Source organism: Aquabacterium sp., assembly GCF_049317225.1.
GTDB lineage: Bacteria > Pseudomonadota > Gammaproteobacteria > Burkholderiales > Burkholderiaceae_C > Aquabacterium.
On sequence record NZ_JBMOIR010000002.1, the window covers coordinates 139243 to 162069 of the forward strand.

The 22827-nt window shown below is 61.2% G+C and carries 20 protein-coding genes and 1 pseudogene; 14 read left to right on the top strand and 7 right to left on the bottom strand.

Going from position 1 to position 22827, the window contains the following annotated elements; translation table 11 throughout:
* Positions 1-59: 59 nt before the first annotated feature.
* The 3 genes from ACOYNB_RS02575 to ACOYNB_RS02585 form a co-directional block, all read right to left on the bottom strand.
* Positions 60-245: a hypothetical protein gene (locus ACOYNB_RS02575; protein ID WP_422837556.1), complete on the bottom strand. Its 186-nt coding sequence runs from the start codon at positions 243-245 to the stop codon at positions 60-62.
* 10 nt (positions 246-255) lie between these two features.
* On the bottom strand, positions 256-1191 hold the full coding sequence (lpxC, locus tag ACOYNB_RS02580) for a UDP-3-O-acyl-N-acetylglucosamine deacetylase (RefSeq protein ID WP_422837557.1): 936 nt from the start codon (positions 1189-1191) through the stop codon (positions 256-258).
* An 87-nt stretch (positions 1192-1278) separates the two neighbouring features.
* On the bottom strand, positions 1279-2469 hold the full coding sequence (locus ACOYNB_RS02585) for a class I SAM-dependent methyltransferase (RefSeq protein ID WP_422837558.1): 1191 nt from the start codon (positions 2467-2469) through the stop codon (positions 1279-1281).
* Positions 2470-2516: 47 nt separating this feature from the next.
* Here ACOYNB_RS02585 and ACOYNB_RS02590 point away from each other — a divergent pair, with 47 nt between their 5' ends.
* The 7 genes from ACOYNB_RS02590 (at position 2517) to ACOYNB_RS02620 (ending at position 8192) form a co-directional block, all read left to right on the top strand.
* Positions 2517-3347 (top strand): SDR family oxidoreductase, encoded by an 831-nt coding sequence (locus ACOYNB_RS02590; RefSeq protein ID WP_422837559.1) that lies wholly within the window; start codon positions 2517-2519, stop codon positions 3345-3347.
* Positions 3337-3744, top strand: coding sequence for a dihydroneopterin aldolase (locus tag ACOYNB_RS02595; RefSeq protein WP_422837560.1), 408 nt, complete (start codon positions 3337-3339; stop codon positions 3742-3744). Before ACOYNB_RS02590 ends, ACOYNB_RS02595 begins: the two co-directional genes overlap by 11 nt.
* The gene (locus tag ACOYNB_RS02600) at positions 3735-4106 is read left to right on the top strand and encodes a dihydroneopterin aldolase (protein WP_420816309.1); all 372 of its coding nucleotides are present in this window, start codon (positions 3735-3737) and stop codon (positions 4104-4106) included. The genes ACOYNB_RS02595 and ACOYNB_RS02600 overlap by 10 nt, the downstream gene beginning before the upstream one ends.
* Positions 4107-4326: 220 nt before the next feature.
* Positions 4327-5286: a tRNA 2-thiocytidine(32) synthetase TtcA gene (ttcA, locus tag ACOYNB_RS02605; RefSeq protein WP_422837681.1), complete on the top strand. Its 960-nt coding sequence runs from the start codon at positions 4327-4329 to the stop codon at positions 5284-5286.
* A gap of 1 nt (position 5287) precedes the next feature.
* Entirely contained in the window at positions 5288-5896 is a 609-nt protein-coding gene (locus tag ACOYNB_RS02610) for a DUF4136 domain-containing protein (RefSeq protein WP_422837561.1), read from the top strand.
* Between the two features lie 26 nt (positions 5897-5922).
* Complete coding sequence (glmU, locus tag ACOYNB_RS02615) at positions 5923-7317, top strand: bifunctional UDP-N-acetylglucosamine diphosphorylase/glucosamine-1-phosphate N-acetyltransferase GlmU (RefSeq protein WP_422837562.1); 1395 nt, start codon at positions 5923-5925, stop codon at positions 7315-7317.
* Positions 7318-7334: 17 nt separating this feature from the next.
* Positions 7335-8192 carry a J domain-containing protein gene (locus tag ACOYNB_RS02620; protein ID WP_422837563.1) on the top strand — a complete coding sequence of 286 codons (858 nt, stop codon included), beginning with the start codon at positions 7335-7337 and terminating at the stop codon, positions 8190-8192.
* Between the two features lie 6 nt (positions 8193-8198).
* On the opposite strand, the gene ACOYNB_RS02625 is transcribed toward ACOYNB_RS02620, so the two are convergent.
* Positions 8199-8690 carry an Lrp/AsnC family transcriptional regulator gene (locus ACOYNB_RS02625; RefSeq protein WP_422837564.1) on the bottom strand — a complete coding sequence of 164 codons (492 nt, stop codon included), beginning with the start codon at positions 8688-8690 and terminating at the stop codon, positions 8199-8201.
* Positions 8691-8848: 158 nt separating this feature from the next.
* Here ACOYNB_RS02625 and glmS point away from each other — a divergent pair, with 158 nt between their 5' ends.
* Both glmS and ACOYNB_RS02635 read left to right on the top strand, forming a co-directional pair.
* Entirely contained in the window at positions 8849-10729 is a 1881-nt protein-coding gene (glmS, locus tag ACOYNB_RS02630) for a glutamine--fructose-6-phosphate transaminase (isomerizing) (RefSeq protein WP_422837565.1), read from the top strand.
* Positions 10730-10735: 6 nt separating this feature from the next.
* On the top strand, positions 10736-10966 hold the full coding sequence (locus ACOYNB_RS02635) for a VF530 family DNA-binding protein (protein ID WP_420816315.1): 231 nt from the start codon (positions 10736-10738) through the stop codon (positions 10964-10966).
* Between the two features lie 7 nt (positions 10967-10973).
* Here the strand turns inward: ACOYNB_RS02635 and ACOYNB_RS02640 are convergent, their stop codons facing one another.
* On the bottom strand, positions 10974-11396 hold the full coding sequence (locus ACOYNB_RS02640) for a MerR family transcriptional regulator (protein WP_422837566.1): 423 nt from the start codon (positions 11394-11396) through the stop codon (positions 10974-10976).
* 168 nt (positions 11397-11564) lie between these two features.
* Here ACOYNB_RS02640 and ACOYNB_RS02645 point away from each other — a divergent pair, with 168 nt between their 5' ends.
* The 4 genes from ACOYNB_RS02645 to ACOYNB_RS02660 all read left to right on the top strand — a co-directional run bounded on the left by ACOYNB_RS02645 (position 11565) and on the right by ACOYNB_RS02660 (position 15170).
* Positions 11565-12230, top strand: coding sequence for an NAD(P)H-binding protein (locus ACOYNB_RS02645; RefSeq protein ID WP_422837567.1), 666 nt, complete (start codon positions 11565-11567; stop codon positions 12228-12230).
* Between the two features lie 78 nt (positions 12231-12308).
* Positions 12309-13541, top strand: coding sequence for an NADH:flavin oxidoreductase/NADH oxidase family protein (locus ACOYNB_RS02650; protein ID WP_422837568.1), 1233 nt, complete (start codon positions 12309-12311; stop codon positions 13539-13541).
* A 216-nt stretch (positions 13542-13757) separates the two neighbouring features.
* The gene (locus tag ACOYNB_RS02655) at positions 13758-14942 is read left to right on the top strand and encodes an acetylornithine transaminase (protein WP_422837569.1); all 1185 of its coding nucleotides are present in this window, start codon (positions 13758-13760) and stop codon (positions 14940-14942) included.
* A gap of 18 nt (positions 14943-14960) precedes the next feature.
* Complete coding sequence (locus ACOYNB_RS02660; RefSeq protein WP_422837570.1) at positions 14961-15170, top strand: oxidoreductase-like domain-containing protein; 210 nt, start codon at positions 14961-14963, stop codon at positions 15168-15170.
* A gap of 11 nt (positions 15171-15181) precedes the next feature.
* Here the strand turns inward: ACOYNB_RS02660 and ACOYNB_RS02665 are convergent.
* Positions 15182-16636, bottom strand: a pseudogene (locus ACOYNB_RS02665) (flavin-containing monooxygenase); the annotation flags it as partial.
* A gap of 139 nt (positions 16637-16775) precedes the next feature.
* Positions 16776-18458 (bottom strand): diguanylate cyclase, encoded by a 1683-nt coding sequence (locus ACOYNB_RS02670; protein ID WP_422837571.1) that lies wholly within the window; start codon positions 18456-18458, stop codon positions 16776-16778.
* Positions 18459-18692: 234 nt separating this feature from the next.
* On the opposite strand from ACOYNB_RS02670, the gene ACOYNB_RS02675 reads away from it, so the two are divergent.
* A complete protein-coding gene (locus ACOYNB_RS02675) occupies positions 18693-22802 on the top strand; it encodes a response regulator (RefSeq protein WP_422837572.1) in 4110 nt (1369 codons plus the stop codon).
* Positions 22803-22827: the final 25 nt, after the last annotated feature.

Consider the following 22827-nt stretch of genomic DNA (forward strand, 5'->3'; position numbering starts at 1 on the left):
GACGGGTCAACACGCATGGGTTTGGGGACAATCCCGCGGTGACGTTAACGTCAGAGCGTTCAGATGAACATCGCGCCGCGGCGCAGCACGAACACGCCGATGACGCAAAGCGCCAGAACCACCACCCAGCGAAACACCTGCTTGGCGCGTTGGCGCCAGACGGCATCCCCGGTGATCTGGTGCATGGCCATGCAGGCCAGCATGGCCACCAGCAAGCCGGTTCCGATCAGGCGAAGCAGGGCCATCTTGGTGGGCTTACCAGGCGGGCGCCAGCTCGGCCATGCCGCGCGGTGCCTTGGCCTCGTCTTCAAACGTCACGATGTCCCAGGCGTCTTGCTGATCCATCAGGGCGCGCAGCAACTGGTTGTTCATGGCGTGGCCCGATTTGTAGGCGGTGTACGCGGCCAACAAGGGGTAGCCCACCACATACAGGTCACCGATGGCGTCCAGGATCTTGTGCTTCACGAACTCGTCGTCGTAGCGCAGACCGTCGCTGTTGAGCACGCGGTAGTCGTCCACCACGATGGCGTTGTCCATGCTGGCACCCAGCCCCAGACCCCGTGAGCGCATCAATTCCACGTCTTTGGTGAACCCAAAGGTGCGGGCGCGGGCGATGTCGCGCTTGTATTGGCCCGAGCTGAAGTCGAACTCCACGCGTTGACCGGTCTGGTCCACGGCAGGATGGTCAAAGTCAATCTCGAACGCCAGTTTGTAGCCGTGGTAAGGCTCCAGCCGTGCCCACTTCAAGTTGCGGCCCTCGCCATCGCGCACTTCAATGGGCTTGAGCACACGCAGGAATTTCTTGGGCGCTTTCTGCAACTCGATGCCCGCGCTTTGCAGCAGGTACACAAACGCGGCTGAGGAGCCATCCAGAATGGGCACCTCTTCGGCCGTGATGTCGATGTACACGTTGTCCAGCCCCAGGCCGGCACACGCTGACATCAGGTGCTCAATGGTGTTGACCTTGGCTGCACCGGGGTCGCCGCCTGGCGAGATGGTGGTGGCCATCCGGCAGTCACACACCGAGGTGGTGTTGACGGGGATGTCCACAGGCTCGGGCAGGTCCACCCGGCGAAACACGATGCCAGTGTTGGGGGGGGCCGGGCGCAGCGTCAGTTCCACGCGCTGACCGCTGTGCAGGCCCACGCCCACAGCACGGGTCAGAGATTTGAGGGTGCGTTGTTGCAGCATGGGGTGAATTATCCCGGTTCTGCCATCGGCTTGCATTCAAGATCCCCTATGACGGCGATTGGCGCAAGCAGCAGGCTCAGTGTGCGTTCAGAGCGTATGGGTTCGGTCGCCGTGCTCAAAGCCGATGGCGTCAAACCACGGGCCTTTGACAAAGCCGATGACCTTGAACAACTCACCCATTTCGTGTTCGGCCAGCAGCATCTGGATGGCGCCACGGGTTTTCAGTTGATCGGCCGTGCTGGCATCGCAGGTGCGGGCCAGGGCTTCGCCCAGTCCGCAGTTGGTCAGGAAGCGGCCTTGCGAGGTGTAGCCCAGCACTTCCCAGCCACCTTCTTGTCCAGCGAGTGCAATGCCGGTGAAGTTGACGTGGGTGGTGATGTCTTTATCGCCGACCAGCACCAGCGGATCCGGGTCGCTTTGGTGCAGGTGATGGCACATCAGGGTGCCGCCGTGGCGTTGGGGCAGGTAGTACTCCGATTCCGGGAAGCCGTAGTCCAGGAAGAAAGCAGCGCCACGTGACATGCGTTGTGCCAGCGTCGCCACAAAGGCTTCGGCCTGTCCGTGGGTTTCGGTGACGGTGCCGGGCACGAATTCGCTGTCAGGGCGATCGGTTGGCGGGCGCACCCCTTCCGGTGCCGGCCGGTCGGCCCACGTGAAGGTCGTGGGCGAATCAGTGCCGTCTGTCGGGGCCAGGGCCACGCCGCGCTCTTGCCACTGCGCGCCATCCCAGGCCATCAGGTGCACTGGCATGGCGTCCAGCACCTCGTTGCCCACGATCACGCCTTGCAGGTCATCGGGCAGGCTGTCGGCCCAGATCACCTTGTGGACCAGTTCGGGGTGCGCTTTGCGCAGGCGCTCATGCTGGCGCTCTCGCAGGGTGCCGGAGAGGTCCACGATGGTGTAGCGGCTGATCTGGTCCCCCAGTTCACCCAGGATTTGTTCGGCCAAGGCGCCGGTGCCGGCTCCAAACTCCCAAATCTGATCGGTGCCAGTGGCCTCCAGGGCCTGGGCCAACTGTTTGGCCAGCACCTCGCCGAACAAGGGGGTCAACTCGGGGGCGGTCACGAAGTCGGAACCGTCCTGTGGCGCGTGGCCCAGCACCCGGCGGCCACCACTGTAGTAACCCAGTCCGGGGGCGTACAGCGCCAGTTCCATGAAGCGTTCAAAGCGCATCCATCCGCCGCGTTCACGAATTTCGTGCGCAATCAGGTCGGCCAGAGGATGAGGGGGCAGGGGGGCGGCCACTACACTGTGGCCCGTTGTCGTCGGGCGGTTCATGCCCGAGATTGTAGGAACGTGGAAGGTTTGTCGCAGAAAGTTCGGACATGACGCAAGAGTCGAACAAGGTTTTGCCCCCGGATGCCGCAGCTCGGCGGGTGCTCATCACCGGCGGGGCGCACCGACTGGGCGCTGTGCTGTGCGAGGTGTTCGCGCAAGCCGGCTGGGAGGTCTGGTGCCATTACCACCGCTCGGCCGAGTCGGCACTCGCCTTGTGCGCGAGGCTGCGTGCGCAAGGCTGGCGGGCGCAAGCGATCCAGGCCGACCTGCACGACCAGGCCGATCGCCAGCGCATGGTGGCCGACATCACGGCGCAGGCGGGTGCCCTGCATGCCTTGGTCAACAACGCGTCCAGCTTCGAGCCTGATGCAGCCGACGACTTCGATGTCGCCTCGACACGTGCGCAGCTGGAGGTCAATCTGGTGGCGCCGCTGGCGCTATCGGCTCTGGTGGCGCAAGCGGCACCAGCGGGCGAGCCCACGGGGTCGCGCTGCGTCATCCACGTGCTCGACCAGAAGGTGTTCAACCTCAATCCCGATTATTTTTCGTACACGGTGACCAAGTTGGCGCTGGAGCGCGCGGTGGCCTTGCAAGCGCAGGCCCTGGCGCCAGCGGTGCGCGTGTGCGGGGTGGCGCCGGGTTTGATGTTCCTCAGCGGCCCGCAAACGCAAGAGAATTTTGACCGTGCAGGCCAGGTCAACCTCATGCGCCGCCCAACCGACCCGGCTCAAGTGGCGCAGACCTGCCTGTTTCTCGCCCAAAATCCCTGCATCACGGGGGTGACCCTGGCGGTGGACAACGGGCAGCACCTCGTGCCGCTGCCCCGAGACGTCATGTTTGTGGTGCAAGACCTCTTGAAAGCTGGCGATGCAAGCTGACCTCATCACCCAACTGTTGCTCACGTGTCGCCGCATTTTTTTGCGCGATCACGTGATCGAGGTGCGCATTGGCGCGCACGATTTCGAGAAGGCGTGCGCCCAGCGCGTGATCTTCAACATCGAGTTGTTCGTGCCCTATCACCTGTCCACCCCCACGGCCGACCAGTTGCACGAAGTGGTGGACTACGACTTTGTGAGGCAGGTGGTGGCCCGTCGCGTCCATGCCGGTCATGTGGAGTTGCAAGAGACTCTGTGTGACGACCTCGTCAGCGAACTGATTCAGCATCCCAGCGTGCGTGCCGTGCGCCTGTCCACCTGCAAACCTGATGTCTACCCCGACTGTGCCGGGGTGGGCGTTGAAGTATTCCGAATGAAAGACCCCCAGCCATGTCTCTGACCAAAGGCACGCAGACCCTCAACCTCACCGGCCTGCGTTTTGACGCCAGCCTGGGGGTGTTGGAGCACGAAAAAACCGCACCCCAGCCCATCCTGGTGGATGCCGAACTCAATATGGGCAGTCAGCCCCTGCTGCCCAAAGACGATGACCTGATGCACGTGCTGGATTACCGCCGCGTGCGTGCCATCATCATCGAGGAGTGCACGGCTCAGCATATCAACCTGCTGGAGACCATGATCGGCAAACTGTGCAACCGGCTGATGGATCTGCCTGGCGTGCAAGGCGTGCGTGTGCGCATTGCCAAACTCGAAATCTTTGACGATTGCGAAGTGGCCATCCACATGGAAACCGGCCAATGGTGAGTTTCTGCTCCGTGGCCTCGGTGATCTGAGGCATATGCACGGGGCAATCTGCCCTGACTGAGGGGGGAAATCTGGCCCTCAACCACCAGATCGGCGAAAATGGAAGGCTATGAGTCAAGCCGCCCCCACTTTCCAAGAGTCCCATCTGAGTGCTGTGTCCCCTGACCAGGAGGTCCGCATGGTTGACGACGCCCTGCTGTTCGCCCAAGCCGCCCTGGTCATGGAGGCCGGTGGGCCTGACGCCGTGGCCGATGCGGCCGAAGAAGCGCGCGCCAAAAAGCACGCCTTCGAGATGAACAAGCTCAGCAAGCGCCTGCACCGCCAAGTGGGCGAGGCCATCACCGACTTCAACATGATCGAAGACGGCGACAAGGTCATGGTGTGCATGTCGGGCGGCAAAGACAGCTACGGCATGCTCGACATCCTGATGAACCTGCAAAAGCGGGCCCCCATCAAGTTCGAGATCGTGGCGGTCAACCTCGATCAGAAGCAGCCGGGTTTCCCTGAGCATGTGCTGCCCGAATACCTGACCAAGGTGGGCGTGCCCTTCCGCATTGAAGAGCAAGACACCTACAGCGTGGTCAAGCGCGTCGTGCCCGAGGGCAAGACCACCTGCTCGCTGTGCTCGCGCCTGCGCCGCGGCATCCTTTACCGCGTGGCCACCGAACTGGGGTGCACCAAGATTGCACTGGGCCACCACCGCGACGACATCCTGCAGACCATGTTCATGAACATGTTCTTTGGGTCGACCCTCAAGGGCATGCCGCCCAAGCTGGTGACCGACAACGGTGAACACGTGGTGATCCGACCCATGGCCTACTGCCGTGAGAAGGATCTGGCCACTTACGCCGAGCACCGTCAGTTCCCCATCATCCCGTGCAACCTGTGCGGTAGCCAGGAAGGCCTGCAGCGTCAGCAGATGCGCGAGATGATCAACGACTGGGATGAGAAATTCCCCGGCCGCGTGGACAACATGTTCACCGCGCTGTCGAACATCATTCCGTCGCACATGATGGACCGCAAGCTCTACCCCTTCACCACCATCAAGGCCACGGGCGTACCCATGAAGGGCGGCGACATCGCGTTTGACGAAGACGAAGGCTGCGGCGATCCATCTGACGGGTTGCCAGCCGAAACCTCGGTGCCCCTGAGCGCCATTCCCATTCGCAAGGCGGTGTGAGATGAAGCGCTGGCTGCTGGCTGGACTGTGGTGTCTGAGTGCGCTGTGGTTGGCCGGTTGTGCCGGCCCGCAGGCGATCACCAGCCAAGTGTCGAGTTACGGTGCCTGGCCTGCAGGGCGCGCACCGGGCACCTATGTGTTCGAGCGATTGCCCTCGCAGCAAAGCCAGCCGCAATGGCAGGACACCTTGGAGGCGGCTGCGCAACCGGCTTTGACTGCAGCCGGGTTCAAGCGGGTCGATGCACCGGAGCAAGCAGCATTCAGCGTGCAACTGGGATCTCAAACCCGTCAGGACCCGCGCCCGCAATACGATCCGTTCTGGGGGCCCTTTGGCCGATTTGGCTGGGGGGGCTTTTGGGGTACGGGCGGTGGCGGCGTGTCCATGAGCATGCAAATGGAGCCCAACTGGGTGCACATGCAGGTGGACGTGTTGATCCGCGATCGTCGCACCGGGGCCGTCCTGTACGAAACCCATGCCACGCATGACCGGCTCGGTTCCGTCAGTGCACAACTGCTGACCCCCTTGTTTGATGCGGCGCTCAAAGACTTTCCGGGCCCTGCCGTGAGTCCGCGTACCATCACCGTCCCGGTCCGTCAGGGCCAGGACTGATCCCCTCTTTTCCAAACAGGCAGTTCATGTCGCTTTCCATCGTCATCATGGCTGCGGGCAAAGGCACCCGCATGAAATCGTCGCGTCCCAAGGTGCTGCACAAGCTGGCCGGGCGCCCTATGCTCGACCATGTGATCGGGACGACAGGCACGTTGCAGGCCGATCGCCAGGTGGTGATCACGGGCCATGGTGCCGACATGGTTGAGTCCGCCATGAAATCTGCGTTTGCCGAGGCGCCGCTGGAGTTCGTGCGTCAGGAGCCCCAGTTGGGGACCGGCCACGCGGTGCAACAAGCGGTGCCCGTGCTGCCGGACGATGGCATCACCCTCATCCTCAATGGCGACACGCCGCTGATCCATGCCAGCACGGCGCAAGCGTTGGTGGATGCCTGCGGCGGTGACAAGCTGGCGCTGCTGACCATCAACCTGACAGACCCCACGGGCTATGGCCGCATCGTCCGCGATGACACGGGCGTGAAGGTGCTGGGCATCGTCGAACACAAAGACGCCACGCCCGAGCAGCGCGCCATCAACGAGGTGTACACCGGCATGATGGCGGCGCCCACGGCGCGCTTGAAGCAATGGCTGGCGCGTCTGGACAACAAGAACGCCCAAGGCGAGTACTACCTGACCGATGTGGTGGCCATGGCCCAGGCAGAAGGTCTGAGCGTGGTGGCCGCGCAGCCCCGTGACGAGGTGGAGGTGCTGGGCGTCAACAGCCCTGCGCAATTGGCAGACTTGGAGCGTCGATTCCAGCGTGTGCAGGCCGAACGCCTGATGGAGCAGGGCGTGCGTCTGGCCGATCCGGCCCGTTTTGACCTGCGTGGCACCCTGAAGTGCGGTCAGGATGTGGACATCGACGTCAACTGCGTGTTCGAAGGTCAGGTCACCTTGGGTGATGAGGTGCAGATTGGCGCCAACTGTGTCATTCGCAATGCGACCATTGCCCGTGGCGCGGTGATCCACCCCTTCACCCACATTGATGGCGACACCCAAGGAGCCAGCGTGGGCGAGGGCGCCTTGATCGGGCCCTTTGCGCGCCTGCGCCCTGGTGCCAAGCTGGGCAAAGGGGTGCACATCGGCAACTTCGTGGAGGTCAAGAACTCCACCCTGGCCGATGGTGCCAAGGCCAACCACCTGGCGTATCTGGGTGACGCCGATGTGGGCGAGCGTGTCAACTACGGCGCCGGCAGCATCACGGCCAATTACGACGGGGCGAACAAGCATCGCACCGTCATTGGCAACGATGTGCACGTGGGTTCCAACTGCGTGCTGATTGCGCCGATCAGCCTGGGCGACGGCGCCACCATCGGTGGTGGCAGCACGATCAGCAAGGATGCGCCAGCCGGGCAACTCACCGTGGCGCGAGCCAAACAAGTCTCCCTGAATGGGTGGCAGCGCCCGCAAAAGGTGAAGCGCTGAGCGGCTAATATGGCCGCATGAACCACTATGAACGCCTGAAAGTTGCACAGGACGCCCCGCCAGAGGTCGTCCGTGCTGCCTATCGGGCGTTGGCAGGCAAGCTGCACCCGGATCGCCAGGCGTCCGGGGCGCCGACGGGCCCGCAAGACGAGTGGCACGAACAAATGGCGGCGCTCAACACCGCCTATGAAACCCTGATCGACCCGCAATTGCGCCGCGAATATGACGCGACGCTCATGCCGTGGCGGGCCTCTGCCAGTGACGCTGCCGCCCCGACTGATGCGGGTGAGGCGTCGAGCGCGCACGCGGGCGCAGCCCGGGTGGATCTGGATTGGATCACGCCAGAGATGGTCGCGACCGAAGCCGCTTGGCCACCCAGCAAGCGCGTGGTCGTTTTTGTGGGCGGCGTGAGTGCACTGCTGACCATGGCCATCGTGTCGCTGATCTGGCACTTGGTGTCGTCGCACCAAATGGAGCAGGCCCTGTCAGATCACTATGCCATGCGACCACCGCCCTTGGCCTCCGGTGCGTCTCAAGGAGACGATGCGGTCATGTCAACACCGTTTCCGCCTCAGCCTGTTGAGCCGGCGCAGCGTGTACGTGTGGCAGATGGCAGCGCACCGCCCGATCGAGAGGTCTCCCCAGGGGGCGCCTCGCGTCGTCCGACGGTGGAGGAGTTGTCCCGGATGTCTGATGAGGAACTGTTGAAGGTGTTGCCTTCTCTGGATGCTCGCGCGGCACCGGCCGAAGCGCCGCCCGCCATGCGCGGCTACGGTCTGGCAGCCACCAGGCATCATCCTCTGGACGGCAAGCCCTTGCCCTTGCGTTCCGACGCCAAACTGGTAGACCCGCTGGCGCCCGATGCCAAGCCTTGAGGCCCGTCAGGCGATCGGGATCTGAGTGCCGAACTTGGCGCGCTTCACAGAGAAGAAGGCGCGCACATTGCGCACCTGGGCGTCTTGCGTGAACAAGCGGTGGGCCAGAGCCTGATAGGCCGGCATGTCCCGCACTTGCACCACCAGCACAAAGTCCGGACCGGGGGACACCCGCCAGCATTGCTGAACTTCGGCATCGGCCACGGCGCGGGCCTCGAAGGCGTCCAGCACCTCTTGTGTCTGAACATCCAGGCTGATCTCAACCAGGGCCGTCAGCCCCCATCCCATGGTTTGCGCCAACCGGTGGGGCGACAGGATGCACACCTGTCGTTCGATGAAGCCTTCGTCGCGCAATCGTTTGATGCGCCGGTGACACGTAGCAGGTGAGATGTGGACCTGATCGGCCAGCGCCTGGTGAGACCATGTTGCGTCTTGCTGCAGCAGGGTCAGCAGTTTCAAGTCGATGGCGTCCAGTTCGGTAGCGTTTTGGATGGTCATGAAAGAATTATTCCTTATTTCATTGAATTTGAAATGAATTGTTTGGTTTGTATGATTGGTGAATAAATCATTCATTTTTGCAATAAATATGAGCGGTTCATTCTTGATGGCTGTTCTAGGATGCTCACCTACCGCTTGATATCTGTGGAGACAGCAGCATGTGTGGCATCGTCGGCGCCGTTGGTTCGCGCAACATCGTTCCCGTTTTGGTCGAAGGCCTGAAGCGCCTGGAATACCGGGGGTACGACTCCTGCGGCGTGGCCGTGCTGCAAGACGGGCAACTGCGTCGCACCCGCAGCACCGAGCGTGTGGCGGAGTTGGATGCCCAGGCGACGACTGAAGGCGTGCAAAGCACGCTGGGCATTGCCCACACACGCTGGGCCACACACGGTGCGCCGGCCGTGCACAACGCGCACCCTCATTTTTCTCATGGCCCGGGTGCCGATGCGGCGCAGACCAAGCCCGGACGCGTGGCCCTGGTGCACAACGGCATCATCGAGAACCACGAAGAACTGCGCCGGGAACTGCAAGCCAAGGGTTATGTGTTTCTGAGCCAGACGGACACCGAGGTCATAGCGCATCTGGTTGATCACTTGTACGACGGCGATCTGTTTGCGGCGGTCAAGGCGGCTACCCAGCGTCTGACGGGGGCCTATGCGATTGCCGTGTTCCATCGAGATGAGCCGCAACGTGTGATCGGCGCCCGCCAAGGCTCGCCCTTGATCATGGGTGTGGGTGGTGCGGACAGCACCGAACGCTTTTTGGCGTCCGACGCCATGGCCTTGGCCGGCGTGACCGACCAGATCGTGTACCTGGAAGAAGGTGACGTGGTGGACCTGCAGCCGGGACGCCACTGGATTGAGCACCGCAGTGCGGATGGCCAACACGTGCGTGTGGAGCCCGAGCAGCGCCCGGTGCGCACGGTGACCGCGCACAGTGGTGCCGTGGAGTTGGGGCCGTATCGCCACTACATGCAAAAAGAAATCTTCGAGCAACCGCGTGCGATCGCGGACACGCTCGAGGGGGTCGAGGCCATCACGCCCACGCTGTTCGGGGAAGGCGCCGAAGCGGTCTTTCAGCAGATTGACCGTGTGCTGATCCTGGCCTGCGGCACCAGCTACTACTCAGGCTCGGCTGCGAAGTACTGGCTGGAATCCATTGCCAAGATCCCCACGCAGGTTGAAATTGCCAGCGAGTACCGCTATCGCGACAGCGTGCCGGACCCTCGCACGCTCGTGGTCACCATCAGTCAGTCGGGTGAAACCGCCGACACCCTGGCCGCACTCAAGCATGCCCGCAGCTTGGGCATGGAGCAGACGCTGACCATCTGCAACGTGTCGACATCGGCCATGGTGCGCGAGTGCAGGTTGTCCTACGTGACCCGTGCTGGCGCTGAAATTGGCGTGGCGTCGACCAAAGCGTTCACCACCCAGTTGGCGGGGCTGTTTCTGCTGACCCTGACCCTGGCCAAATTGCGGGGGCATTTGAGTGCCGAGCAAGAGGCTCAGCATTTGAGCGCCATGCGCCACTTGCCCGTGGCCTTGCAAGCTGTGCTGGCGCTGGAGCCTCAGGTTGTGGCCTGGGCAGAAGCTTTTGCCCGCAAGGAAAACGCCTTGTTCCTGGGACGTGGTCTGCACTACCCGATTGCGCTGGAAGGTGCGCTCAAGCTCAAAGAGATCAGCTATATCCACGCCGAGGCGTATCCCGCAGGCGAGCTCAAGCACGGTCCGCTGGCACTGGTCACGGCCGAGATGCCCGTGGTGACCGTGGCGCCCAACGACGTCCTGCTGGAAAAGCTCAAGAGCAACATGCAGGAAGTGCGCGCACGCGGCGGCGAGTTGTATGTGTGCGCCGATGCGGACACGCAGATCCAGGCCGAGCCAGGCATCCACGTCATCCGCATGCCCGAGCACTATGGTGCCCTGTCAGCCATCCTGCACGTGGTGCCACTGCAATTGCTGGCGTATCACACAGCCTGTGCCAAGGGCACGGACGTTGACAAGCCACGCAATTTGGCCAAGTCGGTCACGGTGGAGTGAGCGGGCGTGGATCATCAACCTGACAACCCGCTGCATGGGGCCACGCTCCAGCACATGGTCGAATGTTTGGCCGACCACTATGGCTGGGCTGAGTTGGGGCACTTGATCCCGATTCGCTGCTTCACGCATGACCCCAGCGTGTCATCAAGCTTGAAGTTCCTGCGGCGCACGCCGTGGGCGCGGGCCAAGGTTGAAGCGCTGTACGTGGAGACGTGGTTGCGCGCACGTGGCCGCTGACGCGCGGTCAGCGCGGTTTCTGGCCGATGGCAATGCCCATCTGTTCCAGCACCCGGGTCGCGTTGTCTTGGCACGCCACATCCTCCGGCTTGGTGTCGATCAGGTGCAGCAGGTTGTGCAGATTGGCTTTGTTTTGAGCCAGGCGAACCTCCATCGATTCGATGTCGGCGATTTTCTTGCGGAGCGCTGCGATCAATTCGTCATGGTGCCAATTGCGTAAATCGTCGGGCAGGATCTGCTTGATTTCGTCCAGACTGAAACCGGTCTGTTGGGCATTGGTGATGATGGCCAGCACGGCCACGGCTTCCAGCGGGTACGCGCGATAGCCGTTTTCTTGACGACTGACTGCATTCAGCAGGCCTTTGGACTCGTAGAACCGGATGGTCGATGTCGTCAGGCCGCTTCGTTTGGCGAGTTCTCCGATTCGCATTGGCGTCTCCATGTTGAGCCGAGGCGCGCGGGGCGCGGGCGTGGCCTCGCCACACTTTAACCTTCAAGTTAGGTTGAGAGTCAACTTGCATGCCGACCGTGCCACCGGGCATTTGACATGCAAGGGACGGCGGTCGGTAGACTGGTGTGGGTCTTGGAAAGGTGAGTGATGACTGGTTCCTCTCGGCGCATTTTGATTGCAGGTGCCACCGGGCACGTCGGCAAACAAATCCTGGCGCAGCTGTTGGCGGATGCATCGGTTTCGCATGTGTATGCCCTGGGGCGCCGGGCGCCATCGATCGAGCACCACAAGCTGACGCCGATCCTGACGGATTTCTCCAAGGTGGCGTCGGTGCCGGCTGTGGACGAGGTGTACTTGGCCTTGGGGACCACCATGCGTCTGGCCGGAAGTGATGCCGCCTTTCGTGCGGTTGATTTTGATGCGGTGTACGTCTCTGCGCAGGCCGCATTGGCTGCTGGTGCCAAAAGGGCGGGCTTGGTCAGCGCCGTGGATGCGGCGACCACCTCCCGCTTCTTTTACAACCGGGTCAAAGGTGAGATCGAAACCGCTCTGCGCGCCTTGCCTTTCGATGCTTTGGTGATTGCGCGGCCCTCGATGTTGTTAGGGACGCGCGGGGACGAGGGGCGTGCTGAAAGCTGGGTCGAGCGACTCTCAGCCAAGCTGCTACCGGGTGTGGCACGCTGGGTGCCGAGCGCCTATCGCCCGATTGGGCCAGAGGCTGTTGCGCGTGCCTTGACGCATTGGGTGCCTCGCGCCCACGGGGTCAGGTGGCTTGCTTCGGGTGAGATGCTCGACATGAAGGCTGGGGGTTGAGGCAGGGTGGCAGTGGGCTTGACATTGAAGTTGACTTGAAACTTATGCTGAGGTCTCCATGATCCAGGAGACCTTTTGATGAGCCCCTTTTCCCCTTTGTCGTTGCCGAATGGCAGCACGCTTCCCAATCGTCTGGCCAAGGCTGCGATGGAAGAAAACATGGCTGATGGCGACCATGCTCCGTCTGATGCCCTGATCCAGTTGTACCGAGCGTGGGCCGCAGGTGGTGCAGGGCTGCTGATCACGGGCAACGTCATGGTGGACCACCGTGCCATGACCAACTCCGGCGGCGTTGTGCTGGATTCTGAACAGTTCGCGCCGCGCTTTCGAGCCTGGGCTCAGGCAGCGTGCGCACAGGGGGCGCAGGTGTGGATGCAGATCAACCACCCTGGGCGACAGATGCCTGCGGCACTGCAGCAAGTGACGCTCGCGCCCTCTGAAGTGGCCATGGACCTGGGGGGCTTTTCGAAGCAATTTGCCCCGCCGAAGGCGATGACGGAGCAAGACATTCAGGATGTCAAAGCACGCTTCATTGGTGCTGCACGACTGGCTGAAAAATTTGGCTTCACGGGCGTGCAAATTCATGCGGCGCATGGCTATTTGCTCAGCCAGTTCCTGTCGCCATTGAGCAATCACCGCACCGATCTGTGGGGAGGCAGCCTGGCCAACCGAGCACGTCTGCTGTTGGAGATTGTGCAGGGGGTGCGTGCCTCGGTCGCCCCGACGTTCGCTGTGTCCGTCAAGCTCAATTCGGCAGATTTCCAACGGGGTGGGTTCAGCGCTGACGATGCCAAGGCGGTGGTGGCCATGCTCAATCCCTTGGGCATCGATCTGATCGAGCTTTCGGGCGGTAGCTACGAGGCGCCAGCCATGCATGGGCAGGCCCGTGACGGTCGCACGTTGGCGCGTGAGGCGTACTTCTTGGAGTTTGCGAAAGACATCGCCGCTGTGTCACAGATGCCTGTCATGGTCACGGGAGGGATTCGTCGCCTTCCGGTTGTGATGCAAGTGCTCGGCAGTGGCGTGGATGTGGTGGGCATGGCCACGGCGCTGGCGATTCAACCGGATTTGCCCAATGCATGGAAGGCCGGGCAAGACGATGCGCCTGCCTTGCGCCCCATCACCTTGAAAAACAAGGTGCTGGCATCGGTGGCTTACATGGCGATGGTGAAGCACCAGTTCCGCCGCCTGAGTCGCAGGATTCCGACCAATCCGGATGTGGCGCCATGGAAAGCACTGCTGGCAGAGCAATTGGACAAGGGCTGGCGCAATTGGCGCTATCGCCGAGCCATGCGTGCACGGACCGCCTGACTTCGGGTAGCATGTGGGACATGTCTTTCCGTTTTTCCCTCATTTCTGCTGCGCGAGCCCCACGAGCTGCACGAGCCCGTGGCTTGCTGCTGTGCGCCTGGATTGAGAGAACGTTGACCTAGACTCGATTCACCAACTGTTTTCTTCCCCGAAAGGCCACAGCTTCCGCTGTGGCCTTTTTTGTTTTTGCTGCGTCACTTTTGAAAGGACCCTGTCATGCAGCCTCAGCCACAACCCGCGCACATGTTTGATCGACTCATGCCCATCGTGCAACGCCCCCACGAGGTGTTTGTGCGTGGCGAGGCGGCGTGGTTGTGGGATGCGGCGGGGCGGCGCTATCTGGATTGGTTGCAAGGCTGGGCGGTGAATGCCTTGGGGCATTGTCCGAAGGAGATTCAGCAAGCGCTGGCGACACAGTCGGGCTTGTTGTTGACGCCGAGTCCGGCATTGCACAACCAGCCGTCGCTGCTGCTTGCAGATCGCTTGTGCCAACTCAGTGGCATGCATCAGGTGTACTTTGGTAGCACGGGTGCCGAGGCCAACGAATGCGCCATCAAGCTGGCGCGCAAGTGGGGGCGACTGCAACGGCATTGTGCGTTTGAAATCATCTCCTTTGACAACGCGTTTCACGGTCGCAATCTCGGCACCATGGCCGCCAGCGGTAAAGCCGGTTGGGATCAGCTGTTTCCGCCCAACCTTCCGGGCTTTGTCAAGGCGGGTCTGAATGACCTGGCATCAGTGCGTGCGCTGATTCATGACCGGACGGTGGCCATCATGCTGGAGCCTGTGCAAGGCGAGGCAGGTGTCCGTCCGGCGACGCCCGCGTTTTTGCAGGCGCTGCGTCAGCTGTGCGATGAGCATGGCCTGTTGTTGATCCTGGATGAGGTGCAAACCGGTTGCGGTCGATTGGGCAGCATGTTTGCGTTTCAGCGCTATGGCGTGACGCCCGACATCGTGACCCTGGGGAAGGGCCTTGGCGGCGGGGTGCCCATTTCTGCAGTGCTGACCCAGCAGCATTGCAGCGTGTTTGAAGCCGGGGATCAGGGCGGTACCTACGCTGGCAATCCATTGATGTGTGCCGCCAGCCTGTCCGTGTTGCAGACGGTCAGCCAGCCTGCATTCCTGTCGCACGTGGATGAGATGGGCCGGTTGCTTGCATCCGGTCTGATGCATCTGTCAGCCCGCCATGGACTGGGCCAAGTGCGCGGAGATGGCTTGCTCTGGGCTTTGGAGTTGGGCGCTGACACAGCGCCAGAAGTGGTGCGGCAATGCCGTCAACAAGGATTGCTGGTGAATGCCGCGCGCCCGCATTGTTTGCGCCTGATGCCCAGACTGAACAGCACGCCCGAAGAAGTGCAGGAAGGCTTGGCGATATTGGGGCGAGTCATGGCGGCGCTGTGATGCGGGAAAATGGCGGGCATGAGCACGCCAGACCTTCCCGATCCTGATCCCATGCCACAACCGCCCGAGGCGCCAGACCTCAATGCCTGCTGCGGCAGCGGTTGTGATCCTTGCATCTTTGACGCGCATGACATGGCCATGGACGAGTACCGGCGCGCCCTGCAGGCCTGGCAGGCGCGTCACCCGGAAGCCAATCCCGAACCCAACAGTCTGCCTAAGGCAGGCTGACGCAATCACTCCAACCTGTACGCCCGCAAGCTGCTCCAGCGTGTCAGCCAGCGGTAGCTGAGCGTGAAGCCAGGCCAGTTGGTGCTGTTGTGGCCATTGGCATCGACATACCAGCTCTTGCAGCCGTTCCACACCGTGTGCTGCAGGCGTTGTTGCACGTCCGCGTTGTAGTGTTGATGCACGGCCGTGTCGGGCTCCAGTGTGGTGCGTTGCTGGGCGTCCATCGCTTTCAAGCAGCGCATCACATGGGCAATCTGGCTCTCGATCATGTAAACAATCGAGTTATGACCCAGGTTGGTGTTGGGCCCGTACAGCATGAACAGGTTCGGGAAGCCCGGCATGGTGAGGCCCAGATAGGCCTGCGCGCCATTGCGCCAGGCTTCGTTCAAATCCAGCCCTTGTCGACCCTTGATCTGCATGGGGGCCAGGAACTTGGTGGCTTCAAAGCCGGTGCCGTAGACCAGCACGTCAGCGGGGTGCACGACGCCATCACGTGTCATGACCCCGTCCGAGGTGATCCGCTGGATGCCCTGGGTGTGCAGATGAACATGAGGCTGCGCCATGGTGGCCAGATATTCGCTGGACAGCAGAATGCGCTTGCAGCCAATCGGATAGTCCGGCGTGAGTTGCTTGCGCAGCGCAGGGTCAGAAACCTGTGCTTTCAGCAAGCGCTGAAAAGGCACGCCTACCGCCAGCTTCATCAAACCCTTGAAGCGCGTGAAGGCCAAAGCCCGGTACTCGTATTGCGTGTAAATCCAGGTGCGGTGCAGGCGCATGGCGCCCGGAACATGGGCAAACAACCAGCGCTCCAACGACGTGTAGGGACGATCGGGGCGCTTCATCATGTATGCCGGTGAGCGCTGATACACGTCCAGGTTTGCAACCTGCTTGGCAATGGCTGGCACAAACTGAATGGCTGAGGCGCCCGTGCCAATCACCGCCACGCGCTTGCCTGTCAGTGACACGGTGTGATCCCACTGGGCAGAGTGGAAACTTGGGCCTGCAAAGCTTTGCAGACCTTCGATGGCAGGCATCGCCGGCTGACTCAGCTGCCCCGTTCCGGTGATGAGGAACTGCGCGCTCAATTCACGCCCGTTCTTCAATTGCACGCGCCACAACTGGTGGGCATCATCAAAGGCAGCTCCCGCGACTTCGCTGTCGAACTGAATGTGCTGGCGCAGCTTGTATTTATCGGCGCAATGACGCAGGTAGTCAAAGATCTCGCGCTGGCTGGCGAACACGCGGGTCCAGTTTGGATTGGGTTCAAACGAGAACGAGTACAGGTGCGAGGGCACATCGCAAGCCGCCCCCGGATAGGCGTTGTCCCGCCAGACGCCGCCCACGTCCGAAGCTCGCTCCAGAATGACAAAGTCCTGAATGCCTGCCTTGCGCAAGGCAATCGCCATGCCCATGCCCGCGAAGCCGGTGCCGATGATGATGAAACGCAGTGGAGAGGGTGACGACATGGAATGAGGTGGCCGGCACACGGATCCCGGCCCAAAGTTGGACGCAAGATGGTGCGGGGGAGCCTCGTTGACGTGAATGACCGTTTGGGTCGTCTGTTTTATGAATTGGGCCAAACGTGGCCCAATTCAGCGTAAACACTCAGGTCTTGGCGGGCGATTCCAGCAAGACGCTGACGGTACGGTTACGCCCTTGGTTCTTGGCCTGATACAAGGCTGCATCGGCTTGTGCAATCAATCCCTTGGCACTGATCGGGCCAGAGTGCTGCATGATGGTAGTGGCCCCAATGCTGATGGTCACCGTACCCGTTGGACTGCTGGCGTGCTGGATGTCCAGCGCAATGATCTCTTGACGGAGGCGCTCAGCCAATGCGATCACCTCATCGGCTGAGGGCAGGCTGGTCACCACGGCAAACTCTTCACCGCCGATGCGTGCCACAAACTCGCCTGCGCGACGCACGTTACGCTGCAAGGCGTTTGCTACCTTTTGCAGGCAGGCATCGCCCGCCGGGTGCCCCAGCTTGTCGTTGTAACTCTTGAAGTTGTCGACATCAATGATGAGCAGCGAGATGGGGGTGGCGTTGCGTCCCGCGCGTGCCAATTCCGACTCAAGCGTTTCGTCAAAGTAGCGGCGGTTGAACAGCCGCGTCAGTTGGTCAGTCGTCGAGAGTTGAGCCAGTTCCTTGTTTACCCGCTCCAACTCGCGTGTCTGGATGTGCTGCAACTTCAGGCTGGCATGCAGACGTCGGTTGAGCGACAGGATGTAAGCCGTGATCACGCCACCCAGCACGATGGCGGCACCGCCGAACCAGAACGCCTGTTGTGCCCAATCCGGCAGATCGGCTTCCTGGTCGATGAAAAAACCGTCGAGCTTGAAATTGGGCGACAGCAAGCCGGTTTCGGCAAACACCGTTCCGATGTCATGCCAACGGGTTTTGCTCATGTAGCCAATGTCCACCACGTCGGACTGAAGCAGGTTGTAGATGGATTGCGCTTCCTGACTCAAGGACGAGCGGTCCATTTTGGGGTGGTATTGACGGATGATCAGGTCAATGACTTCTGACTGGTGTGTGCGAGCGTAGCGCCAGCCCTGGATCAGTGCCTCGCGCATGGCTTTCACGACTTCAGGCTGGGTTTTGGCAAACTGCGCCCGCGTGAACAGCGTGTCGCCGTAGAAGTCGATCTGCAGGTCTCGTGGATTGAAGATCTTGTAGGCAATCCCGTGTCGTGCCGCCTCAAACGGTTCGGTGGAGATGTATGCCGTGGTGGCACTGATCTGATCCGGTCCCTCCTGAGCCAGGCTCTCTACCGTGCCGGTGTGGGGCACAAAGCGGATCTTGCGCAGGTCAACACCGGCCTTTTCCATGTAGGCCGTCAATTCTGCGGAGTGGGTTTCGCCCATCACCGTCTTGCCTTCCAGATCCTTCACCGACCGGAGGTTGGCGTCGTGACGCGCCAAGATCACGAACGGTGAGTGCTGAAAAATGGCTGCAACCGCCACCACTGGGCGTCCGCGATTGAAGTCCAGCAGCAGCGATGAATTGCCAACGCCGAATTCCGCCATACCGGACGTCACCGATTGCACAGGATCGAGATTCGGTCCTCCCTCGATCAGTTCAACATCCAGACCTGCACGGCGGAAGTACCCTTGATCCAGGGCTGCGTAAAAGCCGGCAAATTGAAATTGGTGGTACCACTTCAGTTGCACCCGAACCTTGTGCAGGGTACCCTCGACGGGGGAGGTCGTGGCCGCCGTCGCCAAGCCAGACACCAAGCTCGCCAAGAGCAGGGTGGCAACGGAAAGGGCGCGACGTAGGGACAGCATCCGGGGTGATTGAGAGGGCGATCGCCGCAGTTTATCTTGCCGGTGCGACGCGATGGTGACCGTCGGTCGTTGGAAATGACCGCAATTCCCGTGGCTTTGCCGACCTTATGGCCGAAGCCCCCTCCAAAGTGGGATATCGATCTGCGGGGGCGTCCGTTCCCCCCACTGGTTGAATAGGCCCGAGCGGATTAGACTGGAACGAGTCTATCAACCGGTGTTGCACGACAGATGTGCATGCGTCACTTCATTCAACGGCTGGCAGTCATTGGAATGGCATTGCTGCTGCAATGCTGGATGACGGCATTCGTGTGGGCGCAGGGGGCACCGAAAGTGATTCGCGTCGTGGGCGACGAGAATTACCCTCCATATCTGTTCCTGAATGCCGACGGCAAGGAAGAAGGCTTCCTGGTGGATGTCTGGCGACTCTGGGAAACCAAGACTGGCGTCAAAGTCGAACTCAAGGCCCTCAAATGGGCATTGGCGCAGCAGACCCTGCTGGAAGGACGTGCGGATGTCATCGACAACATCTTTGAAACGCCGGGCCGGGCGCCTTACTACGACTTCTCCAAACCCTATGCCGATTTGCCGGTCGCCATTTATCGGGATGTTTCGATCAGTGGCATTCGCAGCCTCGATGCCTTGCGAGGATTCAAGGTTGGTGTCATGTCTGGAGACGCCTGCATTGAAACCTTGCAGCGTGGCGGGGTGACCTCCCTGACGTACTACGACAGCTACACCAAATTGATCCAGGGTGCGATGGCGCAAGATGTCAAAGTCTTCTGCCTGGATGAATACCCTGCAGATTTTTATCTGTATCAACAGGGGGCGAATCGGCAGTTCGTCAAGGCGTTTGAGCTGGGTGTGGGACAGTTCCACCGTGCCGTACGCAAAGGCAATCTGGAAACGCTGCGTTTGGTCGAGGATGGCATGGCAGCCATCACGGATGATGAAATGGCCGCGCTGCGCGAGAAATGGCTGAGCACCCCCACGGACTACCGCGGGTACGCGCGTCATGCCGTGTGGGTGGTGGCGGCGTTGTCGATGGGCGCCGCGATGTTGGCGCTGTGGGTCATCACCTTGCGACGCACGGTGGCACGCAGAACTGCGGAGATCGCGCAGACCAAGGCCGCCCTGCAAATCAGCGAGGAGCGCTTGCGCGCGGTCGGGGATAACCTGCCGGATGGCTTTGTGTACCGCTATGGTGGCTTGCCCGGCCAGCAGCGCTTTCATTACGTCAGTGCGGGTGTGACTCGTTTGCTGGAGTTGAGTCCGGAGCAGGTCGTGAGCGACGCGGCGCACATCTTTCAAACCATTGACCCGACCGCGATTGATGCTTACATCGCTGCAGAGAAACGCAGTGCTCGCGATATGAGTGATTTTTCGGCGGTGTTGCCTTTGCGTTTGGCCTCAGGTCAACGAAAGTGGGTGCAGGTGCAGTCGCACCCCCACCGAGATGCCTCAGGGGCGGTTTTTTGGGATGGAGTGGCCTTGGATGCCACCGAGCGTGTGGAGGCGCTGGACAAACTGGCCGAGAGCGAGGCGCGGTTCCGGCGCGTTTTTGAAGACACCTATCAACCCATTTTGTTGCTCGAGGCTGGTCGTTATGTCGCGGCCAACCGTGCGGCACTGAATGCCTTGGGGGCAACGCGGACCGACGAGCTCATCGGTAAAAGCCCAACGGATATTTCGCCCGACTATCAACCCGACGGCATGTTGTCCTCGGAGAAGGCCAGCATCATGCTGAACGTTGCGTTCGAGCAAGGGTGCAATGAATTCGAATGGGAGCACACGCGCGTGGACGGCCGTGCTGTTCTGGTGCAGGTGTTGATCACGCCCATTCGCATGGCAGGCCGGGATGTTCTGCATGTGGTCTGGCGTGACATCACGCAGGACAAGCAGGTGCAGCGCGAGTTGGACGAGTACCGCAGTCGCCTGGAGTCGTTGGTCGACGAGCGCACAGCGGCACTGCAAAGTGCCACGCAGGAGCAGCAGGCGGTTTTTGACGCGGCGACCGTGGGTGTCATCCTGACCAAGAATCGCGTCATTCAGCGCTGCAACCGAACGATGGAAACCCTTTTCGGGTACGGGGTCGGCGAATTGCTGGGCAGAGGCACGGATGTCTTCTACCCTGACTCGGCCACGTACGCTTCAGTCAATCAGGCCATTGTGGACAGTCTGGCCTCGGTGGGACATTTCCGCGAAGAGCGTGAGTTGGTGCGTAAAGATGGCACCCGGTTCTGGTGCCGAAAAATGGTGCAGGCCATTGATCGTGATGATCTGAGCAAGGGATTTGCCGGCACCTTCGAGGACATCACGCTGGAGCGGCAGGCCCTGGATGAGATGGTCAAGGCGCGCAAGCTGGCCGAGGAGGCCGCGCAGATCAAGTCGGATTTCCTGGCCACGATGTCCCATGAAATCCGTACCCCCATGAACTCCGTGATCGGCATGACCTACCTGGCATTGCGTGCGGATCCATCGCCCAAGATCCGGGACTACATCCAGAAAATCCAGTCGTCCAGTCAGTTGCTGCTGGGAGTCATCAATGACATCCTGGACATCAGCAAATTGGAGGCCCAGCGCATGACGCTGGAACAGTCCGACTTCAATCTGGAAAAAGTGCTGGCGGATGTGATGACGCTGTTTTCCGAGAAGGCGAGCAGCAAGGGACTGGAGTTGGTCATCGATGTCGATGCCGATGTTCCGGTGGATCTGGTGGGTGACGCCCTGCGCCTGGGGCAGATTCTGATCAATCTGACCAGCAACGCCGTCAAGTTCACCGAACATGGCAGTGTGCAGGTGCACGTCACGTGTGAGGCACAAGAGGGGCCGCACGCCAAGTTGCGATTTGAGGTGAAGGACACCGGCATTGGGATCACCGAGGCGCAGCGGGACAGGCTCTTCCAGACCTTCCAGCAAGCCGACACTTCGATCACTCGCAAATACGGCGGCACGGGTTTGGGTTTGTCCATTTCACGTCGACTCACAGAATTGATGGGGGGAGACATTGGGGTCGACAGTCAGCCTGGGCAAGGCTCATGCTTCTGGTTCACAGTGAATGTCGGGGTGAGTTCAGAAAAGGTGAGCCCCGACAGACGCTCCTTGCGGCATGACTTCCGGTCCTTGAGCGTGCTGGTCGTGGACGACAGCGAGCCCGCGCGCCGCACTTTGTGCGAGATGCTGCGCAGCATGGGCATCGAGCCGCACGAAGCATCGGATGGAGCGCAGGCCGTCGAAGAAGTGATTCGAGCCGATGCCACGGGCCACCCGTATGCCCTCATCTTGCTGGACTGGAAAATGCCCGAGATGGATGGCTTGGAAGTGGCCCATGCGCTCCAGCGCAAGAGCTTGAGCGTGGATCCCATCGTGCTGATGATCACCGCCTACGATCGGGTGGATGTGATGCCTGCCGCAACGCAAGTGGGGATCAGCAATGTGCTGGTCAAGCCCGTGACGCCCTCTGCACTGCTGGATGCCGTGATGGGGCACATCGGTGCAGCCAAGCCTTCGTTGCCGCCCAGTGCTGTGGCCGTTCAGGGCTTGAGCCGCATTGACGAGTTGGTGGGGGCCAGGGTTCTTCTGGTTGAGGACAATGAGTTGAATCAGGAGGTGGCCACCGAGTTCCTCAAGGACATGGGATTGGTGGTGGACTGGGCTGAAAACGGCGAAGTGGCGCTGGCCAAGGTTCAGCACCAGCCCTATGAGGCGGTGCTGATGGACATGCAGATGCCCGTCATGGATGGGTTGACGGCATCGCAGGAAATTCGCAAGCTGCCTGAGTTGGCGGCGTTGCCCATTCTGGCCATGACTGCGAACGCCATGGCCAGCGATCGCGTGCGGTGTTTGCAGGCGGGTATGAACGACTACATTGCCAAGCCGATCGATCCGGTGGATCTGCAGACCAAGTTGCGCAAGTGGATCAAGCCGGTGGCTTCGGGGGGCGCTTCTGTGGCGGCGGTGTCCACCCCAGGCGATCAGGATGGGACGGTGGTTGCCTCACTGCGCGGCATCCCGGGGCTGGATCCCGATTTGGGTTTGAAGCAGTCACTGGGCAAGCCAGCTTTGTATGTGAACTTGCTGGGTAAATTCTGTGCCGGGCAGAAGACGGTCTGCGAACAAATTGCGCAGGCACTGGACCGTGGCGAGTTGGAGCCCGCCGAGAGGCTGGCGCATACGCTCAAGGGCGTGTCTGCACAAGTCGGTGCCAACCTCATTCGTGAGCAGGCCTCTCGACTGGAACGGGCCATTCATCAATCCGAGCCCGATGCGGTGGTGCAACTGCACCTGCAAGACACAGCGGCCAGCCTCGCCAACTTGGTTGAGGCCCTTGAGGCCAGGTTGCCCTGACCTTGCTAAGCTACGTCCCTTTCGG

Coding starts and splice junctions, on each gene's coding strand:
- ACOYNB_RS02590 (WP_422837559.1), top strand. CDS start 2,517: ATGACGCAAGAGTCGAACAAGGTTTTGCCCCCGGATGCCGCAGCTCGG.
- ACOYNB_RS02655 (WP_422837569.1), top strand. CDS start 13,758: ATGCAGCCTCAGCCACAACCCGCGCACATGTTTGATCGACTCATGCCC.
- ACOYNB_RS02670 (WP_422837571.1), bottom strand. CDS start 18,458: ATGCTGTCCCTACGTCGCGCCCTTTCCGTTGCCACCCTGCTCTTGGCG.
- ACOYNB_RS02620 (WP_422837563.1), top strand. CDS start 7,335: ATGAACCACTATGAACGCCTGAAAGTTGCACAGGACGCCCCGCCAGAG.
- ACOYNB_RS02610 (WP_422837561.1), top strand. CDS start 5,288: ATGAAGCGCTGGCTGCTGGCTGGACTGTGGTGTCTGAGTGCGCTGTGG.
- ACOYNB_RS02675 (WP_422837572.1), top strand. CDS start 18,693: ATGCGTCACTTCATTCAACGGCTGGCAGTCATTGGAATGGCATTGCTG.
- ttcA (WP_422837681.1), top strand. CDS start 4,327: ATGGAGGCCGGTGGGCCTGACGCCGTGGCCGATGCGGCCGAAGAAGCG.
- glmS (WP_422837565.1), top strand. CDS start 8,849: ATGTGTGGCATCGTCGGCGCCGTTGGTTCGCGCAACATCGTTCCCGTT.
- ACOYNB_RS02640 (WP_422837566.1), bottom strand. CDS start 11,396: ATGCGAATCGGAGAACTCGCCAAACGAAGCGGCCTGACGACATCGACC.
- ACOYNB_RS02645 (WP_422837567.1), top strand. CDS start 11,565: ATGACTGGTTCCTCTCGGCGCATTTTGATTGCAGGTGCCACCGGGCAC.
- lpxC (WP_422837557.1), bottom strand. CDS start 1,191: ATGCTGCAACAACGCACCCTCAAATCTCTGACCCGTGCTGTGGGCGTG.
- glmU (WP_422837562.1), top strand. CDS start 5,923: ATGTCGCTTTCCATCGTCATCATGGCTGCGGGCAAAGGCACCCGCATG.
- ACOYNB_RS02660 (WP_422837570.1), top strand. CDS start 14,961: ATGAGCACGCCAGACCTTCCCGATCCTGATCCCATGCCACAACCGCCC.
- ACOYNB_RS02585 (WP_422837558.1), bottom strand. CDS start 2,469: ATGAACCGCCCGACGACAACGGGCCACAGTGTAGTGGCCGCCCCCCTG.
- ACOYNB_RS02600 (WP_420816309.1), top strand. CDS start 3,735: ATGTCTCTGACCAAAGGCACGCAGACCCTCAACCTCACCGGCCTGCGT.
- ACOYNB_RS02595 (WP_422837560.1), top strand. CDS start 3,337: ATGCAAGCTGACCTCATCACCCAACTGTTGCTCACGTGTCGCCGCATT.
- ACOYNB_RS02575 (WP_422837556.1), bottom strand. CDS start 245: ATGGCCCTGCTTCGCCTGATCGGAACCGGCTTGCTGGTGGCCATGCTG.
- ACOYNB_RS02625 (WP_422837564.1), bottom strand. CDS start 8,690: ATGACCATCCAAAACGCTACCGAACTGGACGCCATCGACTTGAAACTG.
- ACOYNB_RS02650 (WP_422837568.1), top strand. CDS start 12,309: ATGAGCCCCTTTTCCCCTTTGTCGTTGCCGAATGGCAGCACGCTTCCC.